The sequence below is a fragment of the Paenibacillus sp. EB106-06-01-XG199 genome (assembly GCF_058791575.1).
In genome coordinates, this window is record NZ_JBYTDQ010000021.1 from 12,838 (window position 1) to 34,573 (window position 21,736).

At 51.9% G+C, this 21,736-nt stretch carries 22 protein-coding genes and 2 riboswitches; of the genes, 12 read left to right on the top strand and 10 right to left on the bottom strand.

Annotated elements, in window-relative coordinates; all coding sequences use genetic code 11:
• Positions 1-12 precede the first annotated feature (12 nt).
• On the bottom strand, positions 13-573 hold the full coding sequence (gene rpoE / locus AC3WT9_RS33665; RefSeq protein WP_341089102.1) for a DNA-directed RNA polymerase subunit delta: 561 nt from the start codon (positions 571-573) through the stop codon (positions 13-15).
• Between the two features lie 572 nt (positions 574-1,145).
• Between rpoE and AC3WT9_RS33670 the strand changes: the two genes are divergently transcribed.
• On the top strand, positions 1,146-2,321 hold the full coding sequence (locus AC3WT9_RS33670) for a S8 family peptidase (protein ID WP_341089100.1): 1,176 nt from the start codon (positions 1,146-1,148) through the stop codon (positions 2,319-2,321).
• A gap of 229 nt (positions 2,322-2,550) precedes the next feature.
• Here the strand turns inward: AC3WT9_RS33670 and argS are convergent, their stop codons facing one another.
• The 6 genes from argS to AC3WT9_RS33700 form a co-directional block, all read right to left on the bottom strand.
• Entirely contained in the window at positions 2,551-4,236 is a 1,686-nt protein-coding gene (argS, locus tag AC3WT9_RS33675) for an arginine--tRNA ligase (protein ID WP_341089099.1), read from the bottom strand.
• Positions 4,233-4,676 (bottom strand): YwiB family protein, encoded by a 444-nt coding sequence (locus AC3WT9_RS33680; RefSeq protein ID WP_038584542.1) that lies wholly within the window; start codon positions 4,674-4,676, stop codon positions 4,233-4,235. The genes argS and AC3WT9_RS33680 overlap by 4 nt, the downstream gene beginning before the upstream one ends.
• 116 nt (positions 4,677-4,792) lie before the next feature.
• Positions 4,793-5,464: a GNAT family N-acetyltransferase gene (locus AC3WT9_RS33685; RefSeq protein WP_492408876.1), complete on the bottom strand. Its 672-nt coding sequence runs from the start codon at positions 5,462-5,464 to the stop codon at positions 4,793-4,795.
• 42 nt (positions 5,465-5,506) lie between these two features.
• Positions 5,507-6,184 carry a GNAT family N-acetyltransferase gene (locus tag AC3WT9_RS33690; protein WP_492408878.1) on the bottom strand — a complete coding sequence of 226 codons (678 nt, stop codon included), beginning with the start codon at positions 6,182-6,184 and terminating at the stop codon, positions 5,507-5,509.
• Positions 6,185-6,199: 15 nt separating this feature from the next.
• Complete coding sequence (locus AC3WT9_RS33695) at positions 6,200-7,057, bottom strand: carbon-nitrogen hydrolase family protein (RefSeq protein WP_341089094.1); 858 nt, start codon at positions 7,055-7,057, stop codon at positions 6,200-6,202.
• A gap of 211 nt (positions 7,058-7,268) precedes the next feature.
• Positions 7,269-8,447 (bottom strand): WD40/YVTN/BNR-like repeat-containing protein, encoded by a 1,179-nt coding sequence (locus AC3WT9_RS33700; RefSeq protein WP_492408880.1) that lies wholly within the window; start codon positions 8,445-8,447, stop codon positions 7,269-7,271.
• A 271-nt stretch (positions 8,448-8,718) separates the two neighbouring features.
• On the opposite strand from AC3WT9_RS33700, the gene AC3WT9_RS33705 reads away from it, so the two are divergent.
• The 3 genes from AC3WT9_RS33705 (at position 8,719) to AC3WT9_RS33715 (ending at position 12,261) form a co-directional block, all read left to right on the top strand.
• Positions 8,719-10,788: a transglycosylase domain-containing protein gene (locus AC3WT9_RS33705; protein WP_341089090.1), complete on the top strand. Its 2,070-nt coding sequence runs from the start codon at positions 8,719-8,721 to the stop codon at positions 10,786-10,788.
• Between the two features lie 103 nt (positions 10,789-10,891).
• Positions 10,892-11,572 carry a DNA-3-methyladenine glycosylase gene (locus AC3WT9_RS33710; protein WP_492408882.1) on the top strand — a complete coding sequence of 227 codons (681 nt, stop codon included), beginning with the start codon at positions 10,892-10,894 and terminating at the stop codon, positions 11,570-11,572.
• Between the two features lie 218 nt (positions 11,573-11,790).
• On the top strand, positions 11,791-12,261 hold the full coding sequence (locus AC3WT9_RS33715) for an AbrB/MazE/SpoVT family DNA-binding domain-containing protein (RefSeq protein WP_341089086.1): 471 nt from the start codon (positions 11,791-11,793) through the stop codon (positions 12,259-12,261).
• A 116-nt stretch (positions 12,262-12,377) separates the two neighbouring features.
• Here AC3WT9_RS33715 and AC3WT9_RS33720 read toward each other — a convergent pair whose 3' ends face one another.
• Positions 12,378-12,884 (bottom strand): YwhD family protein, encoded by a 507-nt coding sequence (locus tag AC3WT9_RS33720; protein WP_340895636.1) that lies wholly within the window; start codon positions 12,882-12,884, stop codon positions 12,378-12,380.
• Between the two features lie 104 nt (positions 12,885-12,988).
• Between AC3WT9_RS33720 and AC3WT9_RS33725 the strand changes: the two genes are divergently transcribed.
• The 6 genes from AC3WT9_RS33725 (at position 12,989) to AC3WT9_RS33750 (ending at position 18,958) form a co-directional block, all read left to right on the top strand.
• A complete protein-coding gene (locus AC3WT9_RS33725; protein WP_492408885.1) occupies positions 12,989-15,016 on the top strand; it encodes a M1 family metallopeptidase in 2,028 nt (675 codons plus the stop codon).
• Positions 15,017-15,027: 11 nt separating this feature from the next.
• Positions 15,028-15,858, top strand: a complete 831-nt coding sequence (locus tag AC3WT9_RS33730) for a hypothetical protein (protein ID WP_341089082.1) — start codon at positions 15,028-15,030, stop codon at positions 15,856-15,858.
• Positions 15,859-16,078: 220 nt separating this feature from the next.
• Positions 16,079-16,217: riboswitch (cyclic di-AMP (ydaO/yuaA leader) on the top strand.
• Positions 16,218-16,274: 57 nt separating this feature from the next.
• The gene (locus AC3WT9_RS33735) at positions 16,275-16,703 is read left to right on the top strand and encodes a C40 family peptidase (RefSeq protein WP_341097502.1); all 429 of its coding nucleotides are present in this window, start codon (positions 16,275-16,277) and stop codon (positions 16,701-16,703) included.
• 385 nt (positions 16,704-17,088) lie between these two features.
• A riboswitch (cyclic di-AMP (ydaO/yuaA leader) is annotated at positions 17,089-17,231 on the top strand.
• 5 nt (positions 17,232-17,236) lie between these two features.
• Positions 17,237-17,728 carry a C40 family peptidase gene (locus AC3WT9_RS33740; RefSeq protein WP_038584516.1) on the top strand — a complete coding sequence of 164 codons (492 nt, stop codon included), beginning with the start codon at positions 17,237-17,239 and terminating at the stop codon, positions 17,726-17,728.
• Positions 17,729-17,988: 260 nt separating this feature from the next.
• The gene (locus AC3WT9_RS33745; RefSeq protein WP_341089080.1) at positions 17,989-18,495 is read left to right on the top strand and encodes a GNAT family N-acetyltransferase; all 507 of its coding nucleotides are present in this window, start codon (positions 17,989-17,991) and stop codon (positions 18,493-18,495) included.
• Positions 18,496-18,601: 106 nt separating this feature from the next.
• A complete protein-coding gene (locus tag AC3WT9_RS33750; RefSeq protein ID WP_341097501.1) occupies positions 18,602-18,958 on the top strand; it encodes a c-type cytochrome in 357 nt (118 codons plus the stop codon).
• A gap of 102 nt (positions 18,959-19,060) precedes the next feature.
• Here the strand turns inward: AC3WT9_RS33750 and AC3WT9_RS33755 are convergent, their stop codons facing one another.
• Both AC3WT9_RS33755 and AC3WT9_RS33760 read right to left on the bottom strand, forming a co-directional pair.
• Positions 19,061-19,348, bottom strand: coding sequence for a 4a-hydroxytetrahydrobiopterin dehydratase (locus tag AC3WT9_RS33755; protein WP_038584508.1), 288 nt, complete (start codon positions 19,346-19,348; stop codon positions 19,061-19,063).
• 235 nt (positions 19,349-19,583) lie between these two features.
• Positions 19,584-19,877: a hypothetical protein gene (locus AC3WT9_RS33760; RefSeq protein WP_038584505.1), complete on the bottom strand. Its 294-nt coding sequence runs from the start codon at positions 19,875-19,877 to the stop codon at positions 19,584-19,586.
• A 203-nt stretch (positions 19,878-20,080) separates the two neighbouring features.
• Here AC3WT9_RS33760 and motA point away from each other — a divergent pair, with 203 nt between their 5' ends.
• Together motA and motB are read left to right on the top strand one after the other, a co-directional pair.
• On the top strand, positions 20,081-20,881 hold the full coding sequence (gene motA, locus AC3WT9_RS33765; protein ID WP_076114081.1) for a flagellar motor stator protein MotA: 801 nt from the start codon (positions 20,081-20,083) through the stop codon (positions 20,879-20,881).
• Complete coding sequence (gene motB, locus AC3WT9_RS33770) at positions 20,865-21,680, top strand: flagellar motor protein MotB (RefSeq protein ID WP_341089076.1); 816 nt, start codon at positions 20,865-20,867, stop codon at positions 21,678-21,680. The genes motA and motB overlap by 17 nt, the downstream gene beginning before the upstream one ends.
• The last annotated feature ends 56 nt before the right edge of the window (positions 21,681-21,736 follow it).

A 21,736-nucleotide genomic window follows, 5' to 3' on the forward strand; every position in this document is an offset into this window, starting at 1 on the left:
TAGTGCACTATTCTAAAATTCGTCCTTCTCGTCCTCGTCGGCATCTTCGCCTTCGCCGTCTTCGGAGTCATCTTCATCCACTTCGTCTTCGTCAATGTCATCTTCATCAATGACAACATCCTCGTCAACTTCTTCTTCGCTGTCGTCGTCTGAATAGAGGTCGTCGCGATCTTCGTCGATAACGTCGAAGTCCTCTTCCTCAGCAGCATAGTTCTCTTCTTCTTCGGCAAAATCATCATCTTCCAAATCGTCGTCTTCATCGTTGATGATACGAACGCGTTTGGTATTGCCGACAGGATCATCGGAGCGTTCCAGAGGGTACCAGCGTTTCAGCCCCCACAGGTTGGTTCCGACACAGGCAAAACGCCCGTCAATGTTAATCTCGGTATATAACTGGGCAATAGTATCTTGGCTTTCTTGCTCGGTCATACCGCGCAGCTTGGCTACTTCAACCATCAGGTCACGGTAATAAAAAGGTGTGTTGGCTGCTTTAAGCACCAGGAAAGCCAGGTCCACCATCGGTATTTCTTTAACTTTCTCAGGGTCCAGCTTTAAATTGAGTGGCGTACTCACTAAAGGACACTTCCTCTCACGCATTGTTCACATTACAAATCATGCTTAATTTATCATATCCATTAACAAACCTAAGTAAAACCTATTTGCCAGCAAATTGCAAGTCAATTGCGGTGAGAGGCCGGAAGATTCGCTTTGCGGTCCTGGTATGGAGAATTGTTTCTGGCGTCCCTGAAGGATTGAAGCGCTTTCGGATGTCTCAGTCACTGCTTGCACGGGCACGTACGAAGCAGTTCGATCTGATCATATGTACCCGGCTGTCCCAACGCCAGGAAATTGTGTTAAGTACAACAGAATATGAAGATAGTATAGCGCCAAGCTTATACTTCTAATTTGCTAAAAAAGGCGGAGGAAATTCCTCCGCGCATGACTGTATCCACGCCAAGGATCGGCTCCTTACGGGATGTTGCAAAGAGAGGTTTAGATCTCTTCCGTTTATTTTATGTGAAGCGCCGCCTTTTGACACGATGGGCAGCCCATTTCGCTAAAAAAGGGCAAGTTCCCATTCGGACGTACGCCTTCTTTCATACAATATGGCAGCACGGCACCGAGGAGGGGACGGCGTATAACTTATGGACTATTACGGATTTTGGCAGATGCTGCTTGATGAGATATCGGCTGCCCCCAAAAATACTACTGAGCGGCGTATTGTTACCTTCAACGATGCCCGCCAGTATGCCGGAGCGCTGTCACAGTGGAAGGCGCTGAAGAAAAAGCGGCCCGGGCTGCGGCAGGTCCAGGTTTCCCCGCTGATTCGGGCCTTCTTTCTGCCTGCTGCGGGTGCAGAAAGACTGATGGATAAATTCTCCGATTTGCTGCGCATTGAAGATGACCTGCGGATACAGGTCCACTCCGTGACCCCGGACAAGAGCGGAACCGCCGTCATGCCATGGGGGGTGAAGGCGATACATGCTCCCCAGGCCTGGTCCAAATCAACCGGAGTGCATGTGAAAATAGGCGTCATTGACACGGGAGCCGATTACCGCCATCCCGATTTGAAGCATTCCCTGGCCTCCGGCGTGAATCTGCTGCACCGAGGCATGCTGCCGCTCGATGATAACGGGCATGGCACTCATATTGCCGGTACACTGGCCGCAGCGGGCGGCACTCGCGGAATGATGGGCGTAGCCCCGCGGGCACTGGTGTATCCGGTCAAAGCCTTTGACCACAGCGGCTCCGCCTATGTGTCAGATATTGTCCTCGGGATCGACTGGTGTGTACAGAACAAGATCGACATTATCAATATGAGCTTCGGGATGAAAACAAGAAGTAAAGCACTTCATGATGTGGTGATCAAGGCCTATCGGGCCGGGATCGCCATCATCGCTTCCTCCGGCAATGACGGCAAACGGGGCGGGGATTATCCCGCCCGTTACCCCGAGACGATCGCCGTCGGCGCTCTGGACAGAAGGCACCGCGTAGCGGCCTTCAGCAACCGCGGTCCGTACATCGATGTGTACGGACCAGGCGAAAGCGTGCCCTCCTGCTGGCTGAGGGAGGGCTACAAAGAGATGAGCGGCACCTCCATGGCGACCTCACATGTCACCGGTGCCGCTGCACTGCTGCTCGCACTGCGGCCGTCGCTTACGCCGCGCGAGCTGAAGCTGCTGCTGCGCCGCACGGCTTCGCCGGTGCGGCTGCGCAAGGGCCAGCGCCGCGCTTCCCTGGGCGGCGGCGCGGCCGATGCCCTGCGCCTGCTGCGGGCGGGCGCACGGGCGAAGCCCGTTGCCGCCGCCGCGAAGGCGTAGGCAACGGGCGGCAGCTGCCGCCGGGCGCTCTGCGGCGGCGCGCAGCAGCAGGCCCCTCGGCACGGGGGCCTGCAACCAGCCCGGACCGGGGGCCGCCCAGATTGCGGGCGGTCCCCGGCCCGGCGTTATTCAAGGCAGGACCCGGCGGCACCGGTACTGCCTCACGCCAAAAGCTCCGCCTTCCTTTCACCGGAAGGCGGAGCTTTTAAGTTGCTGGCGCAAGCTGCAGCTACATGCGGTCAGGTGCAGTGACACCGACAAGGCGCAGCACGTTGGCAATCGTCGTGCGCGCAGCGCCCAGCAGGGCGAGACGGGCCACGGTCTGTGCGGCATCCTCGGTGATCACGCGCTCGGCTTTGTAATAGCTGTGGAACAGCGCAGCCAGATCGTAGACATAGCGGATCAGGCGGTGCGGCGCATAGCCTTCGGCAGCAATGGCAATCTCCGCCGGTAATTCGCCGATTTTGCGGAGCAGGTCATATTCATGAGCTGCCGTCAGCTTCGTATAATCGATATCGGTGTAATCCGGCAATGTGATGCCCTGCTCTTCCGCCTGGCGGAAAATGCTGCAGATCCGCGCATGCGCGTATTGAACGTAGAATACAGGATTTTCATTGGACGTGGAAATTGCCAGGTCCATATCGAAGTCCAGATGCGAATCCATGCTGCGCATCGTGAAGAAATAACGGATCGCGTCGAGGCCGACTTCTTCCATCAAGTCTTCCATCGTAACCGCTTTGCCGGTACGTTTCGACATTTTGACCTTTTCGCCGTTCTGGAACAGACTGACCATTTGGGCAATCAGCACCACAAGCTTCTCCGAATCGTTGCCAAGGGCCGACATCGCGGCCTTCATCCGCGGAATGTAGCCGTGGTGGTCAGCGCCCCAGATATTGATCATTTTATCGTAGCCGCGGCTATATTTATCGCTGTGGTAAGCAATATCAGGCGTGAGATAGGTATAGGTTCCGTCGTTCTTGATCAGTACGCGGTCCTTGTCGTCGCCATATTTGGTCGTCTGCAGCCAGGTTGCCCCGTCCAGCTCGTATACCTCTCCGCGGTCGCGCAGCTCATCTAGTGAGCGCAGCACCTGTCCATTCTCATACAGCGAGGTTTCGCTGAACCAGATGTCGAAGTTGACACGGAAGCGGCCGAGGTCGCGTTTGATTTTGTCCAGCTCCTTGGTCAGACCGTAAGTGCGGAAGAAAGCGGCACGGTCCCCCGGAGTCAACGCAAGCAGAGAATCCCCCTTCTCAGCCACAAGCTCTTTAGCGAATCCCTTGATGTCTTCGCCATGGTAGCCGTCCTCCGGCATTTCGGCCGGCTGGCCCAGCTCCTGCAGGTAGCGGGTCTCAATCGACTTGCACAGATTGGCCACCTGGTTGCCGGCGTCGTTGATATAATACTCACGGGTTACTTTGTAGCCGGCATAATCCAGCACGTTGCAGAGTGCGTCGCCGACAGCAGCGCCGCGGGCATGCCCCAGGTGCAGGCTGCCGGTAGGATTCGCGCTGACGAATTCCACTTCAACCTTTTGCCCTTGGCCAACATCTATGCGGCCGTAGTTGTCACCCTGCTCGTGGGCAAGAGCGATTACCGGATAAAGGTAGCTCTTGGACAAAGTAAAGTTGATGAAGCCGGGTCCGGCAATTTCTGCTTTTTCAATAGAAGCACGGCCCGTATCCAGGTGCTCAATGATCGCCTCGGCGATCTGGCGCGGATTACGCTTTGCAATCTTGGTAAGCTGCATCGCGGCGTTGGTTGCCAGATCGCCATGCGCTTTGTCCTTCGGCACTTCCAGCACGATAGCGGGAAGCTCTTCTCTGGTCACCAGGCCTGCGGCAACAACTGCATCGGCGATGGCTTCTTTCACCCGTTCATTGGCAAGCTGAAGCGGATTTGAACTTTGTGTCATGATTGTGGTTCCTCCTGTATATGCAAACTGATCGCGAACTGTCCTGATAACTCCTCGTAAACGTACAGGTCATATTCCCATGAAACCGTCAGCGACCGCCCGTTCCGGACCATATCCAGCTTCCGTGTTTCTGTAGAGAGATTGAACTGTGTGTAAGGGGAGCGGTAGAATCCCGGCAGGCGGCGCCCCGGCGCAAAAGACTGCTCGGACTGGATTCCGCCGTGACGGATCAGCTTCAGCTCGCTGTCTGAAATCTTTATGGTGGTGCGGACGGAGACAGCCTCGCCCTGCGGGCCCTGACTGGATTCTTCATAACGGATATATAGCTGCGGCCCTCTGGCAGTAACTTCTCCGGCTGCTTTTACAACATTTCGCTGCCCGTCCTGCAGGCTTTCCAGTGTCACGGAAACACCGTATTTGTCGGACTGTACTTCAGCCATCACGTGTTCCTCGCTTATTCTTTCTTATATTTAATCAAAGTCATATTCGCTTTCCCATTGTACACTATATCCAGTTCAAGAGAGCAATTCAATGGCTAATTCGCCATGAGGAATAATTAAAGCGGCAGCAGTTCAAGCTTATCCTGGGCACGCAGACCTTCCACCATCGACAGCCAGGCCTCAGGCTTATCCTCCAGCACAGCATAATAGCGGGTCAGGAAATTGCCAACCAAAGATGCATCCAGCCGGTCCTGCTCCTCATCTGCGGGCATGAAACAAAGATCCAGTCCGGTTACCGCTTCCCCGTCGCCCGTCCACGAGGGATGTACATAAGGAAAATCAAGACGTTTATAGCCTAAGTGCGACAGCACCTCACGGCGTACAAACGGATCCATCGGCTTAACGCCTCCAAACTCATGATGCTCGGCCCGGTAAGGATCGTAGATTTCTGCGAACATACCGTACAGCATTTTGCCGCTATCCGCAGCAATCTTGTTCAAGTCTTTCAGCCGGTTCCGGGCCAGAAAACGCCCGATCCCCAGACCCTCACGGCCAATGATGGTGAAGTCGGTCATTGCCACATTCCAGTCCGAATAATAACGGTATTCCGTTGTGCCCACCACAGCTCCGTCATGGACGGCGGCAAATACGCGAATCCCGGGATCTTCAAGCGGCGCTTTCCACAAGCTATACTCCAGCACTTCCTCCGGCGGGAACACCTCTGCCAGCAATTGATGCACTTGTCTGAACAACGGGTCCCCAATATCGGTGATTCTTATATATTCCATATTCCATTTCCTCCTCCATCCGGTTATGAATTCACTACGACTTCATACACGTGAAACAAAGGGGTTGCGCCACTCCATCAGTGCAGCGAAATTGCCCGATTCTTCATCGTCCAGATAATCGGCTACGACCCCGACCGGCGTCCGCCCGCAGCGCAGCAGGAAGGTAATCACAGGATCAGCTAGTGTGCCGGCGGCCACTTCGGCCAGATACTTCTCCGCCGGCATCCGGGAAGCCTGCAGATGATAGCCGGGCATTCTTCCCGCTCCCAGTAGCCGCTCCAGCTTCTGCTCCACCACAACGTGATACAGCGACTGCACCAGTTCCTTGCCGAGTCCCAGCTTGCGGTATTTGGGACGTACGCATAAATCGGCGATATACAGCGTATTTCCATCCGGCTGATGCGTGGTAATATAACCGTCTGCTGTAACCTCCGACCACGTATGATGAAGCCCTTCACCCTCCGGCTCAAAATTAATTTTCAGCCCTGTCACCGAGCCAGCCAGTTCCCCGTTCACTTCCACAGCGAGCGCGCCTTCCGGAAAAAGCGTCACATGATTCAGCAGCTGCTCCCGGTTCCACCATAATTCAGCAGGATAAGGCGGCGGAAATGCTTCGGACTGAATGGTGATCAGCTCGGCAAAATCGTCTTCGGTATACTGGCAGATAACCGCAGGCACCGGGATTTTTCCGTCAAAAGCATAAAAGGTTTTGTAGTACATACCGTGCTCCACTCCTTACTTCCAATCTGTGTAGAGGTCTGTCCTGCGGTCCCGCCACGTCGTTACAGAACCTTTCTCGCGCACACTGTACAGCAGCTCCAGATCCAGATCGGCGGTAATGATCATATCGTCATTAATTTCACCTTCGGCGAGCAGACCTTGCGGCGGAAAAGGAATATCATTCGGCGTAATGACCGCTGCCTGGCCGAAATTGGCGCGCATCAGGTCGACAGTCGGCAAGGAGCCTACGGTCCCCGTCAGCACCACATAGATCTGATTCTCAATCGCGCGGGCGTGACTCGTATATCTTACCCGGTGGAATCCATGGCGGTCATCCGTACAGGAGGGACAGAAAATCACGTCTGCACCTTTGGCTCTGGCCATGCGTACAATTTCCGGAAATTCAATGTCATAGCAGGTCAGCATGGCGATGGTGCCTTTATCGGTCTGGAATACCTCCAGCCCTTCTCCCGCCCCCATATTCCAGCCTTCAACTTCCGCAGGTGTAATGTGCAGCTTGGCCTGCTCGGCAATTCTTCCATCCGGATAAAAGAGATGCGCCACATTGTACAGCTTGCCATTTCTGCGCAGTACGTGGGTTCCGCCAATAATATGTACACCGTACTTCCGGGCATAACCAGAGAACATTTCCCGGTAGCGGCCGGTAAACTGCGGCAGGTCGTTAATTCCCAGGGCCTTGCCCTGCTCATCACCTATGGACATTAGCTGCGTCGTTAAAAATTCGGGAAACAGGATGAAGTCGGCGCTATACTCCTCCGCTGTCTTTATGTAGTGCTCGCATTGAGCGGAAAACTCCTCAAATGAAGAGATCGTATGCAGATGATATTGCACAGCAGATACGCGAAAAGCCATATTGGAAGTCCTCCTAATGGTTATTCAAGATTGTTTGGATAAGCAACCCTTTCACACGCCGGGCGCCTACCTTAGAAAGTACATAAAATTTTACCATACCGGCGAAAAAAACACACTTTCCCGGGGTAGTAACTAGATGTTCGAAATACAAAAAGCGGCCCCCAGAGGAGCCGCCATCCGTGCAGGACCATGCGGTCCCGCTGCCGGATAATTATTCTGTTCCTTTAAAAGTCAATTTCAGCTTCCAGGTGGTACCGCCGTCTTCCGTAGCGTACAGGGAGGAACTATTGACGCCTTTCATGGCCATCCAGCCCACTTTGCTGCCGGTAAAAGAAATCATACCGTCAACCCCAGGAATGGCCGGCTGATTTGACCACTGCTTGCCGCTGTTATAAGTCCTGCCAACGGCTACCTTCTCTCCCGCCGGAGAGAAGCCGGACAGAAAAGCGGTGCTGTTGCCAACCAGCTGCATGTTGCCCGGTTTGCCGGAAGCAGGTCCCGTCTTGAGCGGCTCGGCGCCGCTGCCCGGCGCAGGTCCGCCACCAGCCGAATCCTCGGCAATTACTCTGCGCCAGCTGTTGCCCTTATTACCGCTGGCATACAGTGAATAAGAGGTCTGCGACATGCCGCTTCCCCCGTATAGTAAGGCGTATACTTGATCACCCTTCGCATAGATTCGTCCTGATTCAGGATAGGCAAAGGCGGACTTCAGGCTAAGCTTCCAAGTGGAGCCGCCATCTGTAGTCTTCATGATCCGGTAGCCGGAACCCGGTGCAGTTACAACTGCCCAACCGTTACTGCGGCTGTTGAACTCTGCGCCGCTGGTGTGGGCCGGTGTTGAGATCTTGCTCCAGCTAAGGCCGCCGTCCGCAGTGTAGTAGGAAGAGGTCCGGTTGTACCCAAAGCCGTGCATCCTGTCTGTAAAATCAATTCGCTCAAAAGTTACCGCCTTGTCCGAAAGTCTCTTCCAGGTAGAGCCTCCGTCAGAGGTTGTAATCAGATAGACCGCTGAACCGTCTTGAACTGAAGCCAGTGCCCAACCTTTGACGTTGTCCGGGAAATCCATTTGGCGGAAGTTCCATTGTCCCTTGTAGATCTCCTGAAAGTGACAACCGCCATCTGACGTACCGATCATAAAGCCGTTTCCTGCCGCCCGGCCTGTATCTGCGCCAAGAAATTGGAGATCGTTAAAGCTGGGCGGTGCGCTTTGGGTGCTGCTCAGTTTCGCCTGCAGTTCCTGCAACAATCCGTGATCGCCGCTGCCGCAGGCAGGTGCCGGTACTGACGCTGCCTGCGCCGGTGAAGCGGATGCTCCCCAGCCGGAAACCGCCAAAAGGCCCGCCGAGAGGAGCGTTAAGGCCGTGTGGTGTATTTTATGGGTCCAATTCATGAGAACACCTCCTGTAAGATATATACCCTTTTCTGTAAACACTACTCTGTTATACTCCCCCGCCGCTGCTCGATCCACCAGAGAAAATCACAAAAAGAAGACAATTTGGTCACCGTCCTTCAAACGGCTCCCTCTTGTCTCTTTTGATGCAAAGTACAGGTCTCCTGAATATCTGATCCCATCCTTCCCCATAATGAAAATTAATGAGGAAATAAGAATACAGCCGTCGTTTCCTATAATTTAGATATTTATAAAGAAGGAGCCTGATGCCATGCCGCGCGATTCTGATAAACCCAAGGCAAAGAAACACCGCTTCCGCGGGCTGTTCCGGCTGCTGGCCGTCATGACCGTACTGTTGCTGCTCGCTTCCGGGGCATTGATCGGCTATCTATATCAGAAAGACCTTCCTCCGATCGGAGATGATATCCGCTCCAAGCTGCTCGATTCCCGGGGCAATGTGCTGGCCACCTTCACCAACGACGGGCGCAGCCGGGACCCTGTAAAGCTGGAAGAGATTTCTCGGCTGCTCATACAGGCAACCCTGGCCGTGGAGGACCGTAAGTTCTATGACCACTCCGGCTTTGATCTAAAAGGTATGGCCCGGGCTGTACTCGTCAATCTGGAGGCGGGCAAACGCACGCAGGGGGCCAGCACCCTAACCCAGCAGCTTGCGCGCAATCTTTACCTGACCCATGAGAAGACCTGGACCCGTAAGGCGAAGGAAGCTTTATATACGATGCAGCTTGAGATGAAGTTTAGTAAAGACGAAATCCTGAACATGTATTTAAATGAAATCTATTACGGACATGGAGCCTACGGCATTGAAGCGGCTGCACGAATGTATTTCGGCAAAGCTGCGGCGGATTTGGATCTGGCCGAGAGCGCCATGCTTGCCGGGATTCCCAAGGGCCCGACCTACTATTCGCCGTATACGCATATGGAGAATGCCAAGAAGCGGCAGGGCATCATTTTGTCCGCTATGGCCAATGTTGGCGATATTACCGATGCGGAGGCCCAGGCAGCAGCCCGGGAAGGCTTGAAATTCAAGCCTCAGGGTCAGAAGGACACCACTGTGGCCGCACCCTATTTTCGCGATTATGTGCGCAGTCTTGTCATCGACACCCTGCATATCAGCAGCGATGAGCTGGACCAGGGCGGGCTGAAGGTCTATACCACCCTTGATTCCGATATGCAGCAGGCGGCAGAGGATGCTGTCGATAAAGGAATGGACGGCAGCAGTGAGCTGGAGACCGCCCTTGTCTCCATCGACCCCCGCACCGGTTATATCAAAGCGATGGTCGGAGGCACAAATTACCGCACCAACCCGTTCAACCATGCCTTAGCCACAACGCGCCAGCCGGGATCTTCCTTTAAGCCAATTATGTATTTAACCGCACTCTCGTCCAAGACGATGACCGGACTGTCTGTCTTTAACAGCCAGCCGACGCTGTTCCATTACGACAATAACCGCAAAACCTATCAGCCCCGCAACTTTGGCGACAAATATCTTGGAGAGATCAATATGCGTCAGGCGATTGCCGCCTCTGACAACATTTATGCCGTGAATACCATTATGAAGGTAGGGGCGGATAAGGTCGCCGAAATGGCCGCTAATATGGGTATCGGCAGCCCGCTGCAAAGCGTGCCCTCACTAGCGCTCGGCACCTCGCCGGTCAGTCCGCTGGAGATGGCCTCAGCCTTTGCGGTGATTGGCGGCGGAGGGACTAAGCTGCCTGTGACGGCTATCCTCAAGATTACCGACTCCAAAGGCAATCTGCTCTATGAGGCTCCGCAGGGCCGGGGGCAAAAGGTTGTCGAGCCGGCAGCGGCCTATGTGCTGACCCGGCTGATGGAAGGTGTATTCGAGAGCGGCGGAACGGGAAATCGTGTCGCCTCCGTTATCAAACGTCCCGTGGCCGGCAAGACCGGCACCACTGACACCGACGGCTGGATGGTCGGCTTCACCCCCGAGCTGTCTACCGCAGTCTGGGTAGGCTATGATAAAGGGCGTGAGATCGCCACGTCTGACGGAAGGCGGGCTGCGCCAATTTTTGCGGAGTTCACGGAAAAAGCACTGGCAAACGTCCCGCCAAAAACTTTTCCGATTCCCGACGGCGTGGTTAGCGTGTACATTAACCCGCAATCCGGTAAGCTGGCCACGGCCGCCTGCCCCGAGAAGGAGCTGGAAACCTTCATCAGCGGTACAGAACCTACGGAATATTGTGACCAGCATGGTGCAGGCGAAGACACCGCTCCATCCGGCGGATCAAAGGACAGCGCAGTCCCTGCCAAGGATGAACATTCCTTGTGGAGCGACATTAAGCGCTGGTGGATGAACTGATCCCTGTTGCAGCCATTGCCCCGTCTGCGCTACGATGGGACCAATGAACGGCAGAAGCACAGGCTTTAAGCCCTGCTTCGCCAGGGAGAGGTGCCATCAATCTATGAATGCGAATAACGCTGCCAGCGGCAGGGAACCGTTCCCTTCTTCTCCACTTCTGTCCCCGGAGATCTATGCGCATACAGCGCTTAGGGCCGCGCCGCTTCTTCTTGGCCAGCATCTGGTCCGGCGCACGGAAGACGGGGATATACGCTGCCGCATCGTGGAAACGGAAAGCTACGGAGGCGCCGAAGACAAAGGCAGCCATGCTTATGGAGGCCGCCGCACCGCCAGAACCGAAGTGATGTTCAGCTCCGGCGGCACCGCCTATGTATATCTCATATACGGCATGTACCACTGCCTCAATGTGGTTACCGCCGCGCAAGACGATCCGCATGCGGTATTGATCCGCGCGGTGGAGCCGCTCACTCCCGCCGATGCGGAGCGGATGGCATCTTACCGGGGCATAGCCGTCAAGAAGCCGGTCGACCTGTCGGGCGGTCCGGGCAAGCTCTGCCGGGCGCTGCGGATCGACAAAAGCCTGAATGAAATCCGCCTGGACGTACCGGGCGGGCCGCTCTGGCTGGAGCAAGGCGCAAGCCCCGAAACTCTTGATATTGTACAGGCTCCCCGCATCAATATTCCTTATGCTGAAGAATATGCGGAGCTGCCCTGGCGTTTCTATCTCAGGAACAATCCTTACGTTTCGGTAAATGCTAAGCAGGCCAGCTCTTTCAGAGTTTAAAGACTTCCCTGCCTGTTTCGGTATCCCGGAATTGGGTAAAAAATAATGAACCCTAATCAGCCTCTGCCAGCGGACCTCCGCCGGCAGAGGCTTTTCATCTCTTTAATCTCCAAATTCCTATAAATGTATGCGCTTCCCCCGTTCTCTTAACTTACAATTACTGTTATAATCATAGATATCCACACCAAAAATATAAAGATGCAAATGAGGGACATGAGATGAAAGATACAGGCATGATCCGGAGTTTAGACAGTCTTGGTAGAATTGTGGTTCCTGTAGAAATCCGCATGACACGTAATATTGACATTGGGGATCCTATCGAGTTTTTCATTCTGAATGAAGAGATTATTGTGCTCAGAAAGTACACCTCTACAGAATGCACTTTTTGCAGAAGCCTTGACCATGTAACTTACTTTAAAGATCAGTTTATTTGCAACAGCTGCCTCAAAGAGCTGGGGGATCCCGGGCTTGTTTCCGATGCGGCAGAGCAACCGGTAAGTCCTGTTGAAGACAACACTGCATTACTGCGTGGCGGCCGGAGAACAAAAACAGAGGAAATGAGCCAGCGTCTCGAGAAGGCCATCGCGGACCATCCGTATGCCAACCAGAAGGAGCTTGCCGAGGTTCTTGGCATCAGCCAGGCCAGAGTCAGCCAGCTAAAGCGCAAGATCAATGCAGCAGGCAAATAAAAGAACACAAACATCTTGATTCATCCCTCATGAGCATTCAAAAGGCTTGGCCTTTCCCGTTTCGGGAGGGCCAAGCCTTTTTAGCTTGAATCAAAGTATGTTGCGGGGGACATCTCCTATTCCGACAGCGCCGCTTTCAGCTCTTCCGGAGAGGCATTCCACCAAGCTTCATTATGAGAAATCAGCAATGATTTAAGCGCCGCTCTTTCCACCGTACCGAGCCCCTCCAGAATGATCTTCCGCTTCAGAGCAGCATCCAGCTTGTTCACATGATCGGCAAGAATTTTCCAGCCGCGCCGTGCCTCTGTATCAATCCACATCTCGCAAGCGGTAATGCCCCCGTAGAACTGGCCCTCCGCCGTACGGTCTACAGCTACCCAGACAACCCAAACCTGTCTGCCCGCCGGCACATCCTCGCGGTTCATGGAGAACTTAATCCCCTTCTCTACCTTGCTCTTGGCATGCATGGCACCGATATCGATAACTGCTTCACCGCCGTCAATAATAACGGGCGATACATTGTTCAAATCAATGGAGCCTGCGCCGAAGCCTTTATGTTTGCTCTTGGCATTCACAATATTTAAGGCAATCTGTTTCTTGCCCTCCGGTTGTATGTTATCCACAAGTGCACATCCTTCCCTTTCACTAATAATTTAATTTTAGCTAATAATGCGGCGAATGCAAACATATACATCCCGTAGATGCTTGTCACGGGAGGAATCACAGTATGAAGCCACTGTCATTAAGGTACGTTATCGTCTTTGCGGCCCTGTCCGCCCTCACTCTGCTGGGAGGGGGAATAGGGGTCCTTTCAGGGTATGGTGCAGAGCACAGCCCTGCCGTTCTGACTGCTGCTGTTCAAAAAGAGGCCAAGTCCCCCGCTGCCCTGCCTAAGCCCAAAGCCGTGCAGCCCGTTCTTCCCCAGAGCACTCCCCTTCCGGTCTCAGAAGCGTTAAGCCAGCGGGTAGTGGAGTATCATATCGACGTGCAGCTGCTGCCGGACACCACCTCTCTAAGAGCCTCAGAGACGGTGACCTGGACTCACCCGGGCCTAAAACCGGTACAAGAACTCTACTTTCATCTTTATCCAAACGCATTTGCTTCTGAAGATACTACGTTTATGAAAGAATCTGGAGGCGAACTCCGGGGTGATGCCATGCCAGCGAACGGATTTGGCAGCATAACCCTGACCGATCTCCGGACTACGGATGGAGTCTCGCTCATGCAGCGGCTGCAATACGTGCAGCCTGATGATGGCAATGGCAATGACAAGACACTCGTAAAGGTGCATCTCCCGCAGCCGGTTAACGGTGGGGAAAGTGTTACGCTTAGGGTCCAGTTTGAAGTTAAGCTGCCCAAAATATTCGCCCGCATGGGTTCCGCCGGCAATTTCGTGATGGCCGGGCAATGGTTTCCCAAACTGAGCGTCTATGAACCTGCCGGTACCCGGGGTGTACATGAGGAAGGCTGGAATGTGCACCAATATCACGGAACATCCGAATTTTACAGCGATTTCGGTATCTACAATGTAACCATCTCCGTCCCCCCCAATTATATCGTTGGCGCAAGCGGGTTCCCGGTCAAGAGCGCCAAGCTGAAGCAGGATCAGAAGGTGTATCAATTTTATGCGGATGATGTCCATGACTTCGCCTGGACCGCTTCCCCGGACTTTGTGGTAGCCGAAGAGGCCTTCTCTACAGACTATGTACCGGGCGTGAGAATCAAGCTTTATCTGGACCCGCTACATAAACATCTGCAGGAGCGTTATTTCCAGGCAGCGAAGGCCGCTCTGACCAATTTCAGCAAATGGTACGGACCTTATCCTTACTCTACATTATCCATCGTCGTACCTCCCAAAGAGGGCAACGGCGCCGGCGGGATGGAATATCCCACACTGGTTACTGCTTTTGGCGCGGCCGAGGCTTCTCCAGGCACCTCTCTGGAGCGCACGGTCATTCATGAGATCGGCCATCAATATTTCTACGGGATGTTAGCCAGCAATGAATTCGAGGAGGCCTGGCTGGACGAAAGCTTCACTTCCTACGCTGAAGACAGGCTAATGGAGCAGGAGTATGGGGTATCATCCAATCATGTCCTGCAGGCCAGCCTGGTGACATCCTCCCAGCCGCTTAACCTGGAAACCTGGAAATACACTCCTGCCGATGCCTATGCCCGAAATGTGTACATCCGCGGCAAGCTGGTGCTGAAGGATATCGAACAGCAGGTCGGAACCAAGACGATGGATGCCATAATGGCGGCCTATACCCGTAAGTTCCGCTTCCGGCATCCTTCTACCGCCGACTTCCAGAAAATCGTGGAGAAGGTAACCAAAAAATCCTGGCAAGCCTACTTCGACCAATATGTATACAGCGGCGGTTCTCCGGATTTTTCAATTGATCACATTAAAATCTCTGACCCCAAAAAAGAGGGCGGCGATGATAATGCCCGTTACGAAAGCTCAGTAGCGGTCAGCAATAAAGGAAATCAGTATGGTGACGTCCCCATAAAGTTCACCTTCCTGGATGGCTATACTGTCCAGCAGTTTTGGAATGGGACAGAGAAGGAAACCACCTTTCAGCTAGCCTACAAAGCGCCTCTTTTGTCTGCAGAGATTGATCCGGAGCACTCCATTCTGCTGGAGAGTAAGCATCTCAACAATTTTAGACTGGCGGAGCTGGAGCGAAAGACGCTCTCCCGCTGGACGCTTAGCGTAACGAAGCTGCTTGAAACCCTGCTCGGAACTCTTGTCTGGTGAGGTGAAGGATTGTGAAAAGATCGATAGTTCGCGGCTGGTACAGCATGAAAGAGCAATTTTATATTCTGATTCTGCTTTTTATCTATCGGCTGCTTTGGGGCTATTTCCTGTACAGATTCGTCAGGTCAGCCCTCATCCCGGTGCTGCTCCGTTATCCCGATACACACGCCGGCGGCAGCGGAATAGGCAGATTGCTGTATTATATCGAAGGACAGACTGCACTTAGCACAGACCCCGGGGTGCTGCGCTGGCTCTGGCTGCTGCTGGCCCTCTCAGCGCTACGGCTGCTATGCTCCCCCTTTATCCGCGCAGGGCTGCTGCATGAGCTGCACCAGGAGCGCAAAGGGGAGCGGGGAATGTTCTTTTTTCCCGGAATGAAGCTTTACGGACTCCCCGTACTGCTGTTCAGTCTAGCGGAATGGCTTCTGGCCGCAACACCGCTGTATTGGCTTCTCCCCAAAATGTATGGGCTTCTCCTCAGCGGTATTCTCGATTATACTCTGCTGCTGAGACTGGTTCCTTATGTTCTGGCCTGGCTCCTGTACTTCTACCTGATCCGCATTCTGCTGCTGTACATGCAGTTTGGCTTCACCGGAGGAACAGGCATGTTTTCTTCCTTGCTGGTTGGCCTGAGGGTAATCCTCCCTTCCACCTGTATATCTGCACTGTTCGGCGCCGGCGGCCTGCTTCTGCTGCTGCTCTCTGGAGTGACCGCACTTTTCTGTCCAGGCCTGCCCGCACTGCTGTTCCGGCAATTTTCACCGCTTCCCTCAACGCTGTTCAAAATGTGGAGCCTAGCGGGGCAGTATCACCTTTGGTGCAGTAAAACATTTCCACAATAATAACGCCAGTCCCTTGGCATAATAGAAGAGTCACTGCCCCAGATAAAGGGCGGGACTCTTCTTTTGGTTACAACGTGATTTAGGGTATTTGCAAAACTGTAAATCCTCTGGTACAATGATGCCTGTACCAGTAGTAACAACTTTGTAATCTTTTGAAACTAATTTGAAGCAAATGAATGTGCCTTTAAGCATTTAACCTTGTCGACACGTCACTGTTTCGGTGCATAAAACGCCAAATTCCCGGCACCGGGAAGTGGGGGAACCATATTTTGGGTGAATTGATCTCGCTTTAGAGGGGTCATAGGGGAACCTTCTACCGAATCCTTAAGCTAACCTCGCAGGCCTTGGAAGGAGTACATCTTTTGAAAAGTCATAATTTTAAGAAGAAATGCACCGCAGCAGCATTAGGGCTGGTGATGGTGTTCACGCTTGGAGCAGGGAGCGCTTTCGCCGACTCCAGAATGGATACGGTTATTACAAAAACACTCGGAACGACATATAAAACCGGGGGCACAAGCACTGCCGGCTTTGATTGTTCTGGATTCACCAAATATGTATTTAAGAACGTTGGCCTTACCTTGCCCCGCACTTCCAAAGCACAATTCAGCGTTGGAACCGCCGTATCACGGAGTAACCTCCGTTCAGGCGATCTGGTATTCTTCAATACCCTTGGCAATGGAGTCTCCCATGTCGGTATTTATGTCGGCAACGGAAAATTCGCCCAATCCTCTTCATCCCGTGGTGTAACTATCAGTTCAATGAGTCAATCCTATTGGGCCAACCGCTACGTTGGAGCCAAACGAGTAATGAGCACAACAGCTTACAAAGCTATCGCTTACGATTGACATCCCTCAGGAATTCCATCCTCCAATAAATAATTGTAACTTATAGAAATCCGGAAACTGATTATTGCCGTAATCATTTCCGGGTTTTTCCTTTTTGTCTTCCTTATTCTACCTTTTACACGTATTTGAGGCCTGTGAAACACCTTTTTACTAAAAATCCCAACAATTCTAAGTTAAAGCTTACTCAGCGTGTAAATATAAGACCTTTTTAGCAAAATCAACTCTTAAAAAGCGTAAATATTATGCATTAATATGTTTTAAGTGATTGCCAACTGGCGAAGTCTTTGTTACAATTATCGCAGTGAGTTTTTAGTAACATTTTTGTAATTATTCAATCGGGTTTTACAAAGGTTTTGTCATGTATTGGTTAACAAGCTAATCCTAATCAACAGTCATGCCGAGTTCCCTAACCATTAGGGAAACGGGGGAACCGATTTTGGGTGAATTGACCTCCTATTCACAGAGGGGTCATAGGGGACCTTCAACCGAACCCTTAAGCTAACCTCGTAGGCATTTGGAAGGGGTATTCACTTTTGAAGAAGAAGTTAGCAGCAGCAGTACTAAGCTTTTCCATTATGCTTACCATCGGAGCAGGAAGCGCTTTCGCGGATTCCAAAATGGATAAAGTCATCGACAAGACCATCGGAAGTAAATACGTATCCGGCGGTGTATCGACCAACGGCTTTGATTGCTCCGGATTTACAATGTACGTTTTTGATAAGATCGGTATCAATCTGCCACACCAATCCGGTTCCCAATACCAAATGGGTACCGCCATTTCCCGGGACGATCTGAGAGCGGGAGATCTTGTATTTTATAATACCAGCGGTAAAGGTGTATCCCATGTCGGCATTTATGTCGGTGAGGGCAAATTCGCACATGCTTCATCCTCCCGTGGTGTAACCATCAGCACGATGAGTGACAGCTACTACGTCAACCGTTACGTTGGCGCCAAACGTATCATGAGTACAGATGCTTACCAATCCGTTACTTCTGATTCCCAAGACAATGATGACGTGCAATAAGTTGTCGTAAAACGGGCACTCTTCCATGATTTTTGCCGAAATCTGGAGGGGGCCTGTTTTTTTTGTCTATAAAATTACTTACCCCTCTCAATATCCGCAAAACATAAATCTACCCAAATTTCCTCCATTTCATAAAATATTTTTCCCACTTTGTCAAGTTTCCGCCTTTCAGGAAATTTCTGAGTCGAATCAGGCCAGTTATGGATATAATTAGGTATAGCTAGTGCTGTTGCTCCCTATGAAAGGAGGCCGGTGGCCTTATGATTAGCTCCCCCGTTACATTCCATGTGGTTCCCATGGAGATCAGCCATGCTGAAGACATCGCCGCATGGAATTACAAAGCGCCTTATAATATTTACGAATGGATGCCTTGGTCCCAAATGGAGGCGCTTGGCATTGAATTTGGCGATCCAGAGCTCCGCAGGGACCAGTATGTTTCCGTGGTCAACGAGCAAGGCATCCTTTGCGGCTTTGCGCAGTTGTTTCCGATGGAGGGTGTCGTCAGGCTGGGTATTGGAATGCGCCCCGAGCTTTGCGGACACGGTCTTGGCCACATTTTCATGGAAGCCATCGTTCAGGCCGCGCTAAAGCGGTATCCCGGGCGGGAGATTGATTTGGAAGTATTGACCTGGAACCAGCGGGCGATCCGAACATACCAAAAATGCGGCTTCACGATCACGGATACTTATGAACGCCTTACTCCAACCGGAAATAAGCCATTTTATTGCATGGTCTATGATAAACAACATAACGTTCCATTAAATTGAAAATTTTAGTGTTGAAATCGTCCACTTTTTTGACACAAATGCTATGATAACGCTTCACCATCCTATATAATGTAGGAAGCAGCTTACATGGAGGGGACGGATGAAGATGCAGAAATGGATCATGGGCGGTTTGTTTTTCGCAGCCTGTGCCTTTGCGGTAGTGCTCTTGTTCACATTGCCCGGCAAAGCAGAGGTAGCCGAAGAAAATAACCCGACGATGCCGCAAGTCACACTGGATGCCACCAGCGCCGAAGCGATTGTACAGGCAAGCTGCATTACCTGCCACGGTGATCAGCTACAGGGCGGTCTAGGCCCTAGTCTGCAGCAGGAAGGCGGCCAGCATAACGCAGAAGAAATCTACACCATTGTTACGAAGGGACGCGGCCAAATGCCGTCTTTCAAGGATAAGCTTGCTCCCGAAGAGATTGCGAATGTTGCCATGTGGCTTGCAGAGAAGAAATAAACCTGACCTTAAAAATACAGAATGCCCGTACAAAGGATATTCAGACATCCTTGCACGGGCATTTTTATATCTATTCCTATGATAAGTCGGTTTCTCCTGCGCCTAACGCGTTTTGTCGAAAGCTTCGTTAAATTCATGCGCCTGGCGGAACTCTAGCGCGGCAAGCCCGCTCTCTTCTTTTGCGGACAAGCGCAGAATTACCGTTTTGTAATCAATTGTAATATGCGGATGATGATCAAAGGCTTCCGAGATCGCAGCCACCTCATCCACAAAGGCGATACCCTTCATATATTCATTAAACATATATTTACGCACCATCATATTCGGCTCCAGCTTCCAGCCCTCCAGCTTACTTACCTGCTCACGCAGCTCTTCCTCCGTAAAATGCAATTTGTTTCCTCCCTTACTAAGTTAGCCGTAAAGTCCGTACAGCCCAGCTCCCCATATCCCTTAAACAAAACATCCCTCAGCTTCGGTAAAGTCCAAGGGATGCGCCAGGATGAAGGCTTTTTTTCGGTTTAATGTATTCTAAGATCCCGGCAAATAGTACTCGGCATCTTCAATTTTACCACGGGCCGCAGACAGGGGGCAAACCGTCCTCCTGTTACTCTGCTGTTCTGCTGCTCTAAACGAGTACAACCGAGGCCAAATCCTCTTCACCCAGCAAAATATTGATACGGTGCGTCTCCTTGTCATAGATAACCACACCACTGCCTACCTGAATAACAGGCTCGTTGCCCAGCGCGTAGAATAGATCCTCTGCGAGCGCTTCCCATACCTCCAGCTTGGATTCCTGCGGCAGTTCCTGCCACTCATCCGGCTCCATCTCAAAAAACACATACCCGTCAGAAATACGTCCGACTGCTTCCGTCAAATCACTAAGAATCTCGCTGTAATCTCTGCCATGTTTCACACCCACGTGTATCACTCCGTTTTCTTCACAGATGAATAATAACTTACCTTATCATTATAGCCGAAAAAATGACTTCACAAAAAACGGAATACTGACGATAAATAAGAATATACGTGATTTGGTTACGTGCAGGGTGTCCCGCCGCTGTTCAAGGATGAAATATGCGGTCTGAACGGATCACTTCTTAATTCTCATGGACGAGGTGCATAATGGAAATTTCAACATTACTAGGCTTAGTATTTGGTCTCATCGCAGTTGTCTGGGGAATGATGCTCAAACATGCCCCGCTTACCAGCTTGGAAAATCCGGCAGCTTATGTCATTATCTTTCTTGGTACGACTGCCTCAATCTTTGTGGCCTTTCCCATGTCGGAGGTCAAGAATGTACCCAAGCTGTTCAAGATCCTCTTTATTAAGAAAAAGATGGTCAGCAAAGCTGAACTGATTACAATGTTCATGGAATGGGCTTCCATTACACGGCGCGAAGGTCTGTTGGCGCTGGAGTCCAAGGTCGATGAGATCGAAGATAACTTCCTCCGTAACGGTATGCGGATGATTATCGACGGCAACGACCAGGAATTTGTCCGCGATGTGTTAATGGAAGATATTCATGCTACAGAAGACCGGCATAAAGCGGGAGCCCTGATCTTCTCACAAGCGGGGATGTACGCTCCTACCCTAGGGGTATTGGGTGCCGTTATCGGGCTGATTGCCGCTCTGGCGGATATGAGTGATATGGACGTTCTGGCGCACGCAATTGCCGGAGCCTTTATTGCTACATTGCTCGGTATTTTCACCGGTTATGTAATGTGGCATCCGATGTCCAACAAGCTCAAAAGAATTTCCAAGCGTGAAATTGAAATCCGGCTGATGATGGTAGAGGGTCTGCTGTCTATTCAATCCGGAGTATCCACAATCGCTATCAATCAGAAGCTTTCCGTCTTCCTAACACCTTCTGAACGTGTCAAGCTAATCGAAAAGGGAGGCGGCTCAAGTGAGCAAAAAGACTAGGCATGAAGAACACGAAGAGCATGCCGATGAATCCTGGCTATTACCCTATTCCGACCTGATGACGCTCCTAGTGGCGCTGTTCCTCGTTATGTATGCCATGAGTGCTACAGACGCCAAGAAATTTGAAGACATGGCTGATGCCTTTAGCTCTGCGCTCAGTGGTGGTGGCGGTGTTCTGGAGTATCGTTCCGATGCCCCGACAAATACCCAGCTTGATCAGGGTAAGCAAGATAAAATGAACAGTGTTATTGATAAGAATACCGGCGAATCCGACATGGCCAAGCTGCGGGCGAAAGAGCAAGAGGATCTGGAGAAACTAAAAAAGCAGTTTGATCAGTATATTGAAAAGAACGGGCTGACCGATTTGCTCAGCACCAAGCTGAATCAATCGCAATTGATGATTACCATCAGCGACAACGCCCTCTTTGCTTCAGGACAGGCAGACGTAAAGGATGATTCCCGCCAGCTTGCCAAATCAATCTCGAACATGCTGCAGCAATTCCCTGATTATGACGTCCTTGTACAAGGGCATACGGATAATATTCCGATTTCCAATACCAGCTATTCATCTAACTGGGACCTCAGCGTAGACCGTGCACTGCATTTCATGAAAATCCTGCTGCTGAATCCGAATCTGAATCCCGTTAAATTCAGTCCTATCGGATATGGGGAATACCATCCAATCGCACCCAATGACACTACTGCCGGACGGGCCAAGAACCGCCGCGTAGAAGTTTCTATTCTGCGCAAATATCAAGAAGTCACTGAACCAAAGGGCATTACCCTCCCTAACCAATAATAGGCACTCAGATAAAAGAGCTGTTCCAACGATCCCGCGAGAGATCTTCTGGAACA

Bases quoted from the DNA above. Each gene is read 5' to 3' on its own strand.
- AC3WT9_RS33670 (WP_341089100.1), top strand. From the start codon at position 1,146: ATGGACTATTACGGATTTTGGCAGATGCTGCTTGATGAGATATCGGCT.
- argS (WP_341089099.1), bottom strand. From the start codon at position 4,236: ATGACACAAAGTTCAAATCCGCTTCAGCTTGCCAATGAACGGGTGAAA.
- AC3WT9_RS33680 (WP_038584542.1), bottom strand. From the start codon at position 4,676: ATGGCTGAAGTACAGTCCGACAAATACGGTGTTTCCGTGACACTGGAA.
- AC3WT9_RS33685 (WP_492408876.1), bottom strand. From the start codon at position 5,464: ATGGAATATATAAGAATCACCGATATTGGGGACCCGTTGTTCAGACAA.
- AC3WT9_RS33690 (WP_492408878.1), bottom strand. From the start codon at position 6,184: ATGTACTACAAAACCTTTTATGCTTTTGACGGAAAAATCCCGGTGCCT.
- AC3WT9_RS33695 (WP_341089094.1), bottom strand. From the start codon at position 7,057: ATGGCTTTTCGCGTATCTGCTGTGCAATATCATCTGCATACGATCTCT.
- AC3WT9_RS33700 (WP_492408880.1), bottom strand. From the start codon at position 8,447: ATGAATTGGACCCATAAAATACACCACACGGCCTTAACGCTCCTCTCG.
- AC3WT9_RS33705 (WP_341089090.1), top strand. From the start codon at position 8,719: ATGCCGCGCGATTCTGATAAACCCAAGGCAAAGAAACACCGCTTCCGC.
- AC3WT9_RS33710 (WP_492408882.1), top strand. From the start codon at position 10,892: ATGAATGCGAATAACGCTGCCAGCGGCAGGGAACCGTTCCCTTCTTCT.
- AC3WT9_RS33715 (WP_341089086.1), top strand. From the start codon at position 11,791: ATGAAAGATACAGGCATGATCCGGAGTTTAGACAGTCTTGGTAGAATT.
- AC3WT9_RS33725 (WP_492408885.1), top strand. From the start codon at position 12,989: ATGAAGCCACTGTCATTAAGGTACGTTATCGTCTTTGCGGCCCTGTCC.
- AC3WT9_RS33735 (WP_341097502.1), top strand. From the start codon at position 16,275: ATGGTGTTCACGCTTGGAGCAGGGAGCGCTTTCGCCGACTCCAGAATG.
- AC3WT9_RS33745 (WP_341089080.1), top strand. From the start codon at position 17,989: ATGATTAGCTCCCCCGTTACATTCCATGTGGTTCCCATGGAGATCAGC.
- AC3WT9_RS33750 (WP_341097501.1), top strand. From the start codon at position 18,602: ATGCAGAAATGGATCATGGGCGGTTTGTTTTTCGCAGCCTGTGCCTTT.
- motA (WP_076114081.1), top strand. From the start codon at position 20,081: ATGGAAATTTCAACATTACTAGGCTTAGTATTTGGTCTCATCGCAGTT.